Source organism: Corticimicrobacter populi, assembly GCF_003123725.1.
Classification (GTDB): domain Bacteria; phylum Pseudomonadota; class Gammaproteobacteria; order Burkholderiales; family Burkholderiaceae_B; genus Corticimicrobacter; species Corticimicrobacter populi.
Genome location: NZ_QETA01000001.1, coordinates 654289 through 666835 on the forward strand (window position 1 = coordinate 654289; position 12547 = coordinate 666835).

Consider the following 12547-nt stretch of genomic DNA (forward strand, 5'->3'; position numbering starts at 1 on the left):
CAGGGGCGGGAAGGCGGTCAGATGAATCGTACTTCCAGCCTTTTGCCCAGTGCCGCTGCATATTTCCTGAGTGTGGCCAGAGACGGTGAAGGCTTGCCGGTAATCAGGGCTTTTTCACACCTGCAGGTTGCCCCGTATACAAGCAAGCATGATGGGGTGCTTTATTCAGCTACCGCTTTCTGTCCCTTGCGCAGCAATACCAGCGCAGCACCCGCGCCACCATAGGTTTCCCCTGGCTCGATAAAGGCCTGCACATCGGTGTGCCAGCGCAGCCACTGGCGCACATGTTCCCGCAATACCGGTTGGCTGCCGCTTGAACCGTGCCCTTTGCCGTGCACGATCAGTACGCAGCGGAGCCGGTTGCGGCTGCAGTTGGAAAGAAAATCGTGCACGGCCAGTTCGGCCTCGGCCAGCGTCTGACCATGCAAGTCTACGTGTGCCTGCACGCCCCATTGTCCCTGGTGCAGTTTTGCCAGGATGCTGATATCGGCCCCCGGTTGCAGATAGCCGCCGTGGCGATGGTGCTCTGACGATATTTCTTCCAGGCTGATCGATGCCATGGCACTGGCCAGGCGTGGGTTCAGGGCTGCGCGGGCGGCCTGCTGTGCTGCCTCGGCTGCAGCCTGTGTGGCATCTGCCGTGACGGCTGCCTGGCGACGTCGTTCCAGCGCCTCGGGATCGAGGGCGCGACGGGGCTGTTGCCCGTATGCATGGCGCTGGGAAACGGCGCGTACCGGTGTAACTTCTCCGATCGCTTTGCGGAACAGGTCTGTCTCGGTCGTGTCGTGTGGCACAAGCGTGGCCTCCAAGGCACGGCCACCGGATTGGCTGGTCGTAGTGCTGACGGTACGGGCTGGGGCTGTGCGCTTGGAGGCGTCTTGCGACACCGCCGGCACGAGGCCGCGCAGTGCCGCCAGCCCGTTGCGGGGTTTAGTTCTGCTCATTCTCCAGCCACCGCTGTGCGTCCAGGGCGGCCATGCAGCCCGTGCCGGCGCTGGTGATCGCCTGGCGATAGATCTGATCCTGTACGTCGCCGGCTGCGAATACGCCGGGCACCGAGGTCATGGTGGCCAGTCCCTGGAGGCCACCACGCGTGACGATGTAGCCGTCCTGCATGTCCAACTGGCCCTGGAAAATGTCGGTGTTGGGGTGGTGGCCGATGGCGATGAAGACGCCGGCCGTGCCGATCTCCTCGGTTGCGCCGGTGCGCGGATCACGCAGCCGCACGCCGGTCACGCCGCTGTCGTCGCCGAGCACTTCATCGAGTTCGCGGAAGGTCTTGAGGCGCATGTTGCCGTTTTCGACCTTGTCCATCAGTTTGTCGACCAGGATGGGTTCGGCGCGGAAGCTGTCGCGGCGATGGACCAGGGTGACGGTGCTGCAGATGTTGGACAGGTACAGCGCTTCCTCGACGGCGGTATTGCCGCCACCGATCACGATGGCTTCCTTGTTGCGATAGAAGAAGCCATCGCAGGTGGCGCAGGCCGACACGCCCTTGCCCATGAAGGCGGTCTCGGACGGTAGGCCCAGGTATTTGGCCGATGCTCCGGTGGCGATGATGAGCGCATCGCAGGTGTAGGTGCCGCTGTCGCCTTCGAGCACGAAGGGCCGCTGTGTCAGCCTGACCGTGTGGATGTGGTCGAAGGTGATCTGGGTGTTGAAGCGTTCGGCGTGTTCCAGAAAGCGCTGCATCAGTTCCGGGCCCTGTACGCCGCCGGGATCGGCGGGCCAGTTGTCCACTTCGGTGGTGGTCATCAGTTGACCGCCCTGGGCGATGCCGGTGATCAGGCCGGGCTGCAGGTTGGCGCGGGCGGCATAGACGGCGGCGGTGTAGCCGGCAGGGCCCGATCCGAGGATCAGGACCTTGAAGTGTTTAGCGTCTGACATAGAGTGTGCTTTCCGGAAAAACGAGGGGAATCGGCCTGGCCGATGGTGCGGGCCATTATAGTAGTGTGACCGGATATGGCCATGACGGTGTGCCGGCCACCGGATTGCTTATAATTGTCCCATGTCCCGAACGACCGCAGAATCTCCCCGTCCAGCCCGCGCCAGCCGGGCTTCCCGCAATACGCGCAACGGACCTTCGCCCTTGCAGAGCAAGCTTTCCAATCTGCTGCGCGAAGCCCGCTGGATCGTGTTTGCTGCGCTGGCCTGCTGGCTGGCGCTGGTACTGTTCACCTGGAATGCCGCCGATCCCGGCTGGTCGCATTCGGTGCAGAGTGCTTCCATCCATAACCGGGGCGGGGCATTCGGTGCCTGGCTCTCCGATATCCTGTTGTACCTGTTCGGCCTCTCGGCCTGGTGGTGGGTCGTGCTGCTGCTGCATCGCGTCTATGCCGGCTATCGTCGGCTGGCCAGCCATTGGTGGAAGGAACCCGGCCAGCCCGAGGTGCTGCCGCGCGTGCGCTGGGAGCAGGCGGTCGGTTTCGTGATGGTGCTGGCAGGTTCGGTCGGCATAGAGGCGTTGCGGCTCAACCAGCGACTGGCTGACCTGCATCTGCCGGGTGGACGCGAGGGCGGCAGCGGGGCGGGTGGCGTGATCGGCCAGGCTTGGGCCAGCTGGATTGAAACCGGGCTCGGCTTCACGGGTGGCACGCTGGTGCTGCTGGTGCTGTTGGCGATTGGCCTCAGCCTGTTCTTCAATTTTTCCTGGTTGATGGTGGCCGAGCGTGTCGGTTCCCTGGTCGAGCGGCTGATCAGCCGGGCACGTCAATGGTATGTGGCGCGGCAGGACCGGCAGGTCGGCAAGGTCGCCAAGGCAGTGCGCACCGAGCAGGTCGTGGCCAAGCAGGAAAAAATGGTGCACGAGCAGCCGATACGGATCGAGCCCGCGATTACAGAGGTGCCGAAATCCCCGCGCATCGAGCTGGAAAAGCAGCAGGCGCTGTTCAACGAACCGAGCAGTGGCGATCTGCCGGCGCTGTCGCTGCTCGATGAAGCCCAGGCCAGCCAGGAAACGGTGTCGGCCGAAACCATCGAATTCACTTCCCGCCTGATCGAGAAAAAACTGGCGGACTTTGGTGTACAGGTTACGGTGGTGGCGGCCCAGGCCGGACCGGTCATTACCCGCTACGAGATCGAGCCGGCGACCGGCGTCAAGGGCAGCCAGATCGTCAACCTGGCCAAGGATCTGGCGCGGGCGCTCAGTCTGGTCAATATCCGGGTGGTCGAAACCATTCCCGGCAAGAACCTGATGGGGCTGGAACTGCCCAATCCGCGTCGCCAGACCGTGCGCCTGACCGAGATTATCGGTTCGCAGACCTATCATGGTGCCGCTTCGGTGTTGACCATGGCGCTGGGCAAGGACATCGCCGGCAATCCGGTGGTGGCCGACCTTGCCAAGATGCCGCACCTGCTGGTGGCCGGTACTACCGGCTCGGGCAAGTCGGTCGGGATCAATGCCATGATTCTGTCGCTGCTGTACAAAGCCGATGCCACCCAGGTGCGACTGATCCTGATCGACCCCAAGATGCTCGAAATGAGCGTGTACGAGGGGATTCCGCACCTGCTGGCACCGGTCGTGACCGATATGCGCCATGCGGCCAACGCACTCAACTGGTGCGTGGCCGAGATGGAGAAGCGCTACAAATTGATGAGCAAGCTGGGGGTGCGCAACGTGGCGGGCTACAACGCCAAGATCCGCGACGCCGCCAAAAAGTCGGAAACCATCCCCAATCCGTTCTCGCTGACTCCCGATGCGCCCGAGCCGCTGCACGAGCTGCCCATGGTGGTAGTGGTCATCGACGAACTGGCCGACCTGATGATGGTGGTGGGCAAAAAGATTGAAGAGCTGATCGCCCGTCTTGCACAGAAAGCCCGCGCGGCCGGTATTCACCTGATCCTGGCGACCCAGCGGCCCAGCGTCGATGTGATTACTGGTCTGATCAAGGCCAATATTCCGACCCGGATCGCCTTCCAGGTTTCGTCCAAGATCGACTCGCGCACCATTCTCGACCAGATGGGAGCCGAGAGCCTGCTGGGCATGGGTGACATGCTCTATATGCCCTCGGGTACGGGGCTGCCGATCCGGGTACACGGCGCTTTCGTTTCCGATGACGAGGTGCATCGCGTGGTCGAGCATCTCAAGGCGCAGGGCGAGCCCAATTACGTAGACGGCTTGCTTGACGGCGGTGGTGAGGGGGAGACTGGCGACGGCGTGGGGATTTCCGGCTTTGCCGACGCCGAGGCCGATCCGCTCTACGATCAGGCCGTGGCCATCGTGCTCAAGCAGAAACGTGCCTCGATTTCGCTGGTGCAGCGTCATCTGCGCATCGGTTACAACCGGGCCGCCCGCCTGCTGGAACAAATGGAACAATCCGGGGTCGTATCGCCCATGCAGTCCAATGGCAACCGGGAAATCCTGGCACCCATGCACGAGGAGCAGGAATGAAAATACGCGTATTGATGGCCCATGCTGTTCTGAACCCGACTGCGGTCAGGCTGGTACAGGCCTGCGGTGCCGTGGTGCTGGCTGCTGGCATGGCGCACGCGCAGGCCCAGGGGGCACCGGCCGGCGAGTTGCAGGTCACGGAAGTCGTGGCCGGGAGTGGGCAGGTTGCGCAGACGCAGCGCCAGCAGGGCGGTGATGCCCGCGCCCTGTTGCAGCGCTTCACTTCCACAGTCAAGACCGCGACCGGCCAGTTCAGCCAGGAAAGCCGCGATCCCCATGGGCAGTCGCTGTCGGCCATGCAGACCGGGCGTTTTTCGTTCGAGCGCCCCGGCAAGTTTCGCTGGGCGGTGGATCAGCCTTTCGAGCAGTTGATTCTGGCCGATGGCCAGCAACTCTATCAGTACGATCCCGACCTGTTGCAGGTCAGCATTCGGCCGATGAGCCAGGCGCTGGGCGCTTCGCCGGCAGCCTTGCTGTTCGGCTCGACTTCGCTGGAAGAGAATTTCACGCTGGAGTCTCAACCGGCCCGCGATGGCTTGGTATGGCTGCGCGCTACACCGCGCCAGACCGATGCCGGTTTCAGCCATGTGGATATCGGCTTTGGCGAATCGTTGCCCGAGGTGTTGGAGCTGCTGGATGCCTTTGGACAGAAAACCCGCATCCGCCTGAGCAATATCCAGGTCAATCCCGCCTTGTCTATCGAAGAGTTCCATTTCTCCGCGCCGGATGGCGTGGACGTGGTTCGCATGTAGGGCAGCATGGCGGCCGACTCGCAAGACCTTTTCAAGGGATCGGTCGATCCCGCCCATGTGCCGCTGGCCGAGCGCCTGCGGCCGCGCACGCTCGATGATGTGGTCGGGCAAAAGCATCTGGTCGGGCCGGCCAAGCCACTGCGCGTGGCGTTCGAATCGGGACGCCCGCATTCCATGATTTTCTGGGGGCCACCGGGCGTGGGCAAGACCACGCTGGCGCGACTGATGGCCGATGCCTTCGAGGCTCGCTTCATTGCCATCTCGGCGGTGCTGGGTGGCGTCAAGGATATTCGCGATGCGGTGCAGACGGCACAGATCGCGCAGGGGCAGGGGTTGCGCACCATCCTGTTCGTGGATGAGGTGCATCGCTTCAACAAGGCACAGCAGGATGCCTTCCTGCCTTATGTCGAAAGCGGCCTGTTCACCTTTATTGGTGCCACGACCGAAAATCCGTCTTTCGAGGTCAATTCCGCATTGCTGTCGCGTGCCCGTGTCTACGTGCTCGAACCACTCAGCGCCGAAGAACTGCAGGAACTGGTGGATCGAGCGGTGGCGCAGTTATCTGGCATCGACTTTGCTGCCGAGGCACGGGTGCAACTGGCGGCCTGGGCCGATGGCGATGCCCGGCGTGTGATCAATGCCGTCGAGGTGGTGGCCGAGGCGGCCCAGGCGGCCGGGCGAGACACGGTAGACAGCGCCTGGCTTGAAGTGGCGCTATCGCAGAACCTACGCCGCTTCGACAAGGGCGGCGATGCCTTCTACGACCAGATCAGCGCATTGCACAAGGCCGTGCGCGGTTCCGATCCCGATGCCGCGCTCTACTGGTTCGCGCGTATGCTCGATGGCGGAGCCGATCCGCGCTACCTGTCACGGCGTATCGTGCGCATGGCGGTCGAGGATATCGGGCTGGCCGATCCCCGTGCGACCGAGCTGGCGCTCAATGGTGCTGATCTCTACGAGCGCCTGGGTTCGCCGGAGGGCGAGCTGGCACTGGCGCAGGCGGTGGTCTACCTGGCCTGCGCGGCCAAGTCCAACGCGGTCTACAATGCCTACAAGGCGGCGCGCAAGTATGCCGCCGAGCATGGCAGCGCGCCGGTTCCCATTCACCTGCGCAATGCGCCTACCAAGTTGATGAAGGCGCTGGGTCATGGCAAGGCCTACCGCTATGCCCATGACGAGCCGCACGGCTATGCGGCGGCAGAACAGTATTTTCCCGATGGCCTGAAAGCCCGTTTCTACCAGCCGACAGATCGCGGGCTAGAGGCTAAAATCAGCGACAAGCTCGCTTTTCTCCGGCAGCTCGATGCGCAGGCGCGCCAGTCGAAGCCCAAGCCGGAGAAGGGCTGAACTCCCGAATCACATTTTCAAGGCACTCCAGACACCATGCTAGACCCCGCACTGCTGCGCAAAGACCTCGCGACTGTCGTCCAGAAACTCAAGAGCCGCAACTTCGCCTTCGACGAAGCACGCTTCAACAGCCTGGAGTCCGAGCGCAAATCGGTGCAGGTCGAGACCGAAAACTTGCAGGCACGGCGCAATGCTCTGGCCAAGCAGATCGGCCAGCTCAAGTCCAAGGGTGAGGATGCCAGTGCCGTACTGGCCGAGTCGCAGGCAATTCCTGCCCAGCTCAAGCAGCTCGAGGAAAAACTCGGTACCCTTCAGGAAGAATTGAACGGCATGCTGCTGTCGGTGCCCAACCTGCCCAACGACGCCGTTCCGGTTGGCCCGGATGAAAGCGCCAATATCGAAGTGCGCCGCTGGTTGCCCGAAGGCGTGACCGAAGCCAGCCTGCAGGCCGGTGCCGTCGGTGCGCGGGATCACGTGGCGCTGGGCGAGCCGCTGGGCCTGGAGTTCGAAACCGCCGTCAAGCTGTCCGGGTCGCGCTTTGCCTTCATGCGTGGGCCGATTGCACGGCTGCACCGTGCCCTGGCACAGTTCATGCTGGACCTGCAGACGACCGAGCATGGCTATACCGAGTGCTACACGCCCTACATCGTCAATACGGCCACGCTGTATGGCACTGGCCAGTTGCCCAAGTTCAAGGATGACATGTTCTGGGTCACCAAGGGTGGCGAGTCGCTGGACGAGAACGGCCAGCCCGTGCCGCGCGAGGATCTGTACCTGATCTCGACATCCGAGATTTCGCTGACCAACACCGTGCGCGACGAGATCGTTGCCGAAACCGACCTGCCGATCCGCCTGACGGCGCATACGCCGTGCTTCCGCTCCGAGGCCGGCAGCGGTGGCCGCGATACGCGCGGCATGATTCGCCAGCACCAGTTCGACAAGGTCGAGATGGTACAGATCGTGCATCCGGAGCATTCCCACGAAGCGCTCGAAGAGATGGTGCGCCATGCCGAAACCGTGCTGCAGCGGCTGGAACTGCCGTACCGCGTGGTCCAGCTGTGCACCGGCGACATGGGCTTCAGCGCAGCGCGGACCTATGACCTGGAAGTCTGGCTGCCGGCTCAGAATACCTGGCGCGAGATTTCGTCGGTGTCCAATTGCGAGGCTTTCCAGGCCCGCCGTCTGCAGGCTCGCTATCGTCCCGCGCAGGGCAAGCCGGCCCTGGTGCACACGCTCAATGGTTCCGGTCTGGCCGTGGGCCGGGCACTGGTCGCCGTGCTGGAAAACGGTCAGCGCGAAGATGGCAGCATTGCGATCCCGGCAGCGCTGCGTCCGTACCTGGGCGGTCTTGAAGTCCTGCGTGCGCAGGCCGACTGATTATTTTTGACAAGGCTCACCATGGCACCCTTCAAGCCTGATCCAGAGTTGCGCAGGCGCGGTATCTATCTCCTGCCCAATGCCTTTACGACTGCGGCCCTGTTCGCAGGATTCTATGCGGTGGTCCAGGCCATGAACGATCAGTTCGAGGCCGCTGCCATTGCCATTTTCGTGGCCATGGTGCTCGACGGCATGGATGGCCGCGTGGCGCGCCTGACCAACACCCAGTCGGCGTTTGGCGAACAGTACGATTCGCTGTCCGACATGATCTCGTTCGGTGTGGCACCGGCGCTGGTGATGTATGAATGGGCGCTCAAGGATCTCGGGCGTTGGGGCTGGCTGGCGGCCTTCATTTATGTGGCGGGCGCGGCACTGCGGCTGGCGCGTTTCAACACCAACATTGCGATTGTCGACAAACGTTTCTTCCAGGGGTTGCCCAGTCCTGCTGCGGCGGCACTGGTGGCGGGTTTTGTCTGGCTGTCGGTAGACAACAAATTCCCTGTGCAGAGCGACCTGCTGGTCTGGATTGCCTTTGGCCTGACCATCTATGCCGGCACGGTCATGGTCTCGAATGCACCGTTCTACAGCGGCAAGAGCTTTGCGCTGGGGCGCAGCGTGCCGTTCTGGGCCTTGTTGATCGTGGTGGTAGTGTTCGTCTTCATTTCCAGCGATCCGCCGGTCGTGCTGTTTGGCCTGTTCGTGGTGTACGGTATTTCCGGCTGGTTTCTGCTGGCATGGCGCTGGCAGCGGGCTCGCCAGTTGCAGCACGAGCGCCGAGTCGCGCCGCCGACAGATTCGGAATGATCGACCGGGAGCCTGTGATGGGCTCCTTTTTTTATGGCATCAGCGCAGCCAACTGCCATCCTTGACTTCATAGCGTGGGTCGGGGCCAGGATGGAACCGGGTGACGGTATCGCCGTTGCCGAAATACACATACATCAGCGAATTCCAGACATGGTCCTGACGGTAGCGGTACGACCATACAGTCTGCCTGACGCTGGGCAGGCCGACTTCGCTGATTTCGGCGGGGGGGCCGAAGGCGCAGACAACCTGTTCAGGTGCCCAGCGGCCTTTTGCCAGCCGTTGAAACGAGGCATCCGTCAACACAGGCTCGTTGCTCTGTACGGTGCCGCTGGCGTTGGTTTCAAGCGCCCAGGCATATTGTCCGTTGGGCTGCTGGGACCATATCTGGCGTTGGCCACCATCGGGCAGGGGGCAGGTGTGTGTCGGCAGGCCAAAGCGCGCATAGACGTCGGCCTGGGCGGTGCCGACTGCAATGTCGGCAGGGCTGGCGCAGGCTGTGAGCACCAGCAGGGTGCTGATCATGCCTGCGGTACGGGCGGCACGCAGAGTGGTTGCATCCAGGCGGCGGGTCTGAATAGGCATGATTTGGTATTTGTGAGGGACCAGCGTACCATTCTAGGCCAATTTACATGGATGGGAGTGGCAGGTGAGCGTGGTGTGGGTATTTGTAGCGTGTCTGGCGGCTGGCGCGCTGATCGGGTTTACCGGCGGCATGCTGGGAATCGGTGGTGGCCTGATCGCCATTCCTGCGCTGAGTCTGATCCTGGGCATGGACCAGCAACTGGCGCAGGGCACTGCCATCATCATGGTGTTGCCCGCCATCATCCTGACCGTGCGCAAGTACAACCAGCATGCGCGTATCGATTTTCGTGCGGCCATGGCGGGTGCCGTGACCTGCATCATGGCCTCGTGGGGTGGTGCCCACCTGGCGCTGGGTCTTGACCCTGTGACGCTGCGGCGCGGTTTTGCGGTATTCCTGGCGATCATCGGGGTGTTCTACGTCTGGCAGACATGCCGCCCGGCGCTGGCACAGGCAGCCGTGCCTGATCGGCCTGGCCGCCACCTCGGCCCGCGGCAGGCGGCGGTGCTGGGTGTGTTCGCCGGGGTGCTGGGTGGATTCTTCGGTGTTGGCGGTGGTGTGTTGGCCGTGCCGCTGATGACGTCGATCTATGGTCTCTCGCAGCGCGCGGCGCAGGGATTTGCCCTGAGCATGATCATCCCTGGCACCGCCATCGCGCTTGGTACCTATGCCTGGGCAGGGCAGGCCGACTGGTCGGTGGGCGTGCCACTGGCCATGGGCAGCTTGCTGTTCGTGCCGCAGGGGGTCAAGCTGGCCTACCGGCTACCCGAAATCATGTTGCGCCGTCTCTTTGCCGTCATGCTGTTCGCTACGGTGGGTCTGTTATTCGTGGTGTGATGTCGGCTCTGGTGGCTGGGCCTGGCTGACCACGATGGAGGCCGGGCTGCTGAGCGGAATACCGGCTGCTGCCAGGCGTTCGAATACATCGAACAGAATTGCGCTGCGTGCTCCCGAGGCTGTGCGTGGCGAATTGACGTAGCCGGTTGCCTTGAAGACCAGGTTGCCGCTGCTGTTGATGTCTTCCAGTGTGACGGCAGGTGCCGGGGCCGGCAGGATAGCGGGGTGCTGGGAGAATGCCTCCAGCAGCACCGTACGCACGGTGGCCGGGGAGACACTCAGCGGCAGCGGCAGGGTGAATTGAACCCGGCCCATGGCATGCTCGTGGGTGACGTTGCGCACGGCCTTGGTGATGAATTCCGAATTCGGCATGATGACGGTTGATCGATCACCCATCTGGATCTCAGTCGCTCGCACGTTGATGCGCTTGATGTCGCCTTCGATGCCGTTGAGGGAAACCCAGTCGCCGACCTTGACCGGACGCTCGGCCAGCATGATCAGGCCGGATACGAAATTCTGCACGATGGCCTGCAGGCCGAAACCGATCCCGACCGACAGCGCACTGGCGATCCAGGTGACCCGCTCGAAGCTGATGCCGATACTGCTCAGGGCTACCGAGAGGGCGATGATATACCCCATGTAGCCTGCCAGGGTAGTGATGGAGACCTGTAGCCCGCGATCCATGCGGGTGGCCGGCAAGAGACGTTCTGCTAGCCAGCGCTGTACGGCCTTGACGGCGGCGATGCCCAGCAGCAGCACCAGGGCACCCTGCAGCAGCAGGCTGGGGCGGATATCGATGGTGCCGAGCTGGAAACTGCCACGCAACTGGCTGAAATAGCGCATCAGGTCGAGCGGCCCCTGTCCATAGGGGGCCAGCAACAGCATGACTGTCAGGATGAAAATGCCCAGCTGCAGGATGCCCGAGCAGAGGACGATGAACTGCTTGCTGCCGGCAGGTCTGGTCGCCTGGATGTCGCCATCGTCCTGTGCGGCGTGAGCGGCTCGTTCCGAGAGCAGGGCCGTGCTGTCGTTGATCGTGACCGATAACAGGTAGGCCGCGCTCAGGATGACCACGACCCAGATCATCTGCCGGAGAATGAAACTGCCGAGTGCCACGTAGCCGATCAGCAGCAGCGCCACACTGATGATGAGCGCCGCCCAGGTCAGCGCTGCCAGGGCATGCTGCCAGCGAAAGAGGACACGGGCCAGCCAGGTATTGTCGGTATCGTCCTGAAAGGGCTGGATGCCCTGATGGCGCAGCTTGCGCAGCCGCAGCAATGCGTAGATGGCGGAAAGTGCGGTGGCCAGCGACAGGATCGAATTGAGCCAGACGGTCAGTGTCAGGCCCAGGCCCAGCCACTGGGCAGATTGCTCGATCAACCAGCTCAGCACGATCAGCAAGGCACCGATCAGGGGCAGGGGACGCAGTGCGATGGCGGTGGCATCATGCAGGGGCGGAAGACGCCAGGCCGGTTTGCTGGCCGACAGCAGTGCAATACCGAGGCCGGCTGCAAATCCGCCAAAGCCGACAATGCCGATGAAACCTTGGATGGCATCACGCACTGGCAGCGAGAAAGGGTCGTACCAGCTGACGCCCAGGTTCAGACCTTCCAGTACCAGCACAGGGGCCAGCGTTGCCAGGCCGGTCAGCATCCAGGCGTGGGCAGCGCGCCGCAGCCGACGTGTGGGCAGACGCGTGGCCGAGAGACGGTCCAGTCGCTTGCGCAGCCGGGTTTGCAGGACGAGGATGGCTCCGATCCACAGCAGGATGACCGCCCAGATCCAGATCGGTGTCGCCTTGATGCTGGTGCCGATGTCGGCAAGGATGGCCTGGGTGCGGCGCAGATCGGGGCGCTTTTCCTGCAGCAGGTCATGCCACAGGGTGCCGGAGACAATCGATGGCGTGCGCTGGCCCAACTGGGCATGGAAGCGCTCACGACGGATGCTGGCGATTTTTTCCAATACCTGATCTGTGTCCAGTATGAGTACATTGACCAGGCTGGCCTGTGTTTGCAGGGCTGCTCGCTGGGTCTGCAACTGGGTTCTCTGAGCCGCGAGGTCTGCGGGCTCTTCGGCTCCCGCTTCGCCCAGACCGGTCAGGCGGGTCTGCAGGCCATCGATCCGGCCAGGCAGGCTTTCGCTCAAGGCAACGGCCTCTGTCCGGATGGCCAGGGCGCGATCACGCAGCGCCAGCAGATCATTGTCGGGCAGGCTGGCGTCGATATCTGCGGGTAATTCGGCGAACTGTTGCCTCAGACTGTCGTAGCCTATCGCGGCATCCATATCCTGGGCCAGCGCGAACCGGGGTAACAGACAGAGCAGGAATGTGACGATCAGGCAAGACAGGGCGCGGTGCGCAGTGCGCAGTGCCGATGTGTCCGCAATCAAAAAAGAAACGGGCATGGTGGCAAAAAGGGCAGAGAGGCGGATATCGGATTCAGGGAGCCTTGAGCACGAGAC

Annotated in this window: 10 protein-coding genes; 6 read left to right on the forward strand and 4 right to left on the reverse strand. The window is 62.9% G+C overall.

Going from position 1 to position 12547, the window contains the following annotated elements:
• Positions 1-161: 161 nt before the first annotated feature.
• On the reverse strand, positions 162-944 hold the full coding sequence (locus DD235_RS03170) for a Smr/MutS family protein (protein WP_109060571.1): 783 nt from the start codon (positions 942-944) through the stop codon (positions 162-164).
• Positions 931-1887: a thioredoxin-disulfide reductase gene (gene trxB / locus DD235_RS03175; RefSeq protein WP_109060572.1), complete on the reverse strand. Its 957-nt coding sequence runs from the start codon at positions 1885-1887 to the stop codon at positions 931-933. Before trxB ends, DD235_RS03170 begins: the two co-directional genes overlap by 14 nt.
• 121 nt (positions 1888-2008) lie before the next feature.
• Between trxB and DD235_RS03180 the strand changes: the two genes are divergently transcribed.
• From DD235_RS03180 to pssA, 5 genes are read left to right on the forward strand one after another with little or no spacing between them, the layout of a single operon-like run.
• On the forward strand, positions 2009-4390 hold the full coding sequence (locus DD235_RS03180; protein ID WP_109060573.1) for a DNA translocase FtsK: 2382 nt from the start codon (positions 2009-2011) through the stop codon (positions 4388-4390).
• Positions 4387-5142: an outer membrane lipoprotein periplasmic chaperone LolA gene (gene lolA / locus DD235_RS03185; RefSeq protein ID WP_239990012.1), complete on the forward strand. Its 756-nt coding sequence runs from the start codon at positions 4387-4389 to the stop codon at positions 5140-5142. The genes DD235_RS03180 and lolA overlap by 4 nt, the downstream gene beginning before the upstream one ends.
• 6 nt (positions 5143-5148) lie before the next feature.
• Entirely contained in the window at positions 5149-6489 is a 1341-nt protein-coding gene (locus tag DD235_RS03190) for a replication-associated recombination protein A (RefSeq protein ID WP_109060574.1), read from the forward strand.
• Between the two features lie 36 nt (positions 6490-6525).
• Positions 6526-7866 carry a serine--tRNA ligase gene (gene serS / locus DD235_RS03195; protein WP_109060575.1) on the forward strand — a complete coding sequence of 447 codons (1341 nt, stop codon included), beginning with the start codon at positions 6526-6528 and terminating at the stop codon, positions 7864-7866.
• Positions 7867-7887: 21 nt separating this feature from the next.
• A complete protein-coding gene (pssA, locus tag DD235_RS03200) occupies positions 7888-8670 on the forward strand; it encodes a CDP-diacylglycerol--serine O-phosphatidyltransferase (protein ID WP_109060576.1) in 783 nt (260 codons plus the stop codon).
• 39 nt (positions 8671-8709) lie between these two features.
• Here pssA and DD235_RS03205 read toward each other — a convergent pair whose 3' ends face one another.
• Complete coding sequence (locus DD235_RS03205; protein ID WP_338028404.1) at positions 8710-9252, reverse strand: hypothetical protein; 543 nt, start codon at positions 9250-9252, stop codon at positions 8710-8712.
• Positions 9253-9325: 73 nt separating this feature from the next.
• Between DD235_RS03205 and DD235_RS03210 the strand changes: the two genes are divergently transcribed.
• The gene (locus DD235_RS03210) at positions 9326-10087 is read left to right on the forward strand and encodes a sulfite exporter TauE/SafE family protein (protein WP_275667539.1); all 762 of its coding nucleotides are present in this window, start codon (positions 9326-9328) and stop codon (positions 10085-10087) included.
• Here the strand turns inward: DD235_RS03210 and DD235_RS03215 are convergent.
• The gene (locus DD235_RS03215) at positions 10073-12490 is read right to left on the reverse strand and encodes a DUF3772 domain-containing protein (RefSeq protein WP_109060577.1); all 2418 of its coding nucleotides are present in this window, start codon (positions 12488-12490) and stop codon (positions 10073-10075) included. The genes DD235_RS03210 and DD235_RS03215 overlap by 15 nt on opposite strands.
• Between the last annotated feature and the right edge of the window lie 57 nt (positions 12491-12547).

What these genes read in the sequence shown, in the direction of transcription:
- DD235_RS03205 (WP_338028404.1), bottom strand. Translation starts at nt 9,252, where the DNA reads ATGCCTATTCAGACCCGCCGCCTGGATGCAACCACTCTGCGTGCCGCC.
- pssA (WP_109060576.1), top strand. Translation starts at nt 7,888, where the DNA reads ATGGCACCCTTCAAGCCTGATCCAGAGTTGCGCAGGCGCGGTATCTAT.
- lolA (WP_239990012.1), top strand. Translation starts at nt 4,387, where the DNA reads ATGAAAATACGCGTATTGATGGCCCATGCTGTTCTGAACCCGACTGCG.
- serS (WP_109060575.1), top strand. Translation starts at nt 6,526, where the DNA reads ATGCTAGACCCCGCACTGCTGCGCAAAGACCTCGCGACTGTCGTCCAG.
- DD235_RS03180 (WP_109060573.1), top strand. Translation starts at nt 2,009, where the DNA reads ATGTCCCGAACGACCGCAGAATCTCCCCGTCCAGCCCGCGCCAGCCGG.
- DD235_RS03215 (WP_109060577.1), bottom strand. Translation starts at nt 12,490, where the DNA reads ATGCCCGTTTCTTTTTTGATTGCGGACACATCGGCACTGCGCACTGCG.
- trxB (WP_109060572.1), bottom strand. Translation starts at nt 1,887, where the DNA reads ATGTCAGACGCTAAACACTTCAAGGTCCTGATCCTCGGATCGGGCCCT.
- DD235_RS03190 (WP_109060574.1), top strand. Translation starts at nt 5,149, where the DNA reads ATGGCGGCCGACTCGCAAGACCTTTTCAAGGGATCGGTCGATCCCGCC.
- DD235_RS03170 (WP_109060571.1), bottom strand. Translation starts at nt 944, where the DNA reads ATGAGCAGAACTAAACCCCGCAACGGGCTGGCGGCACTGCGCGGCCTC.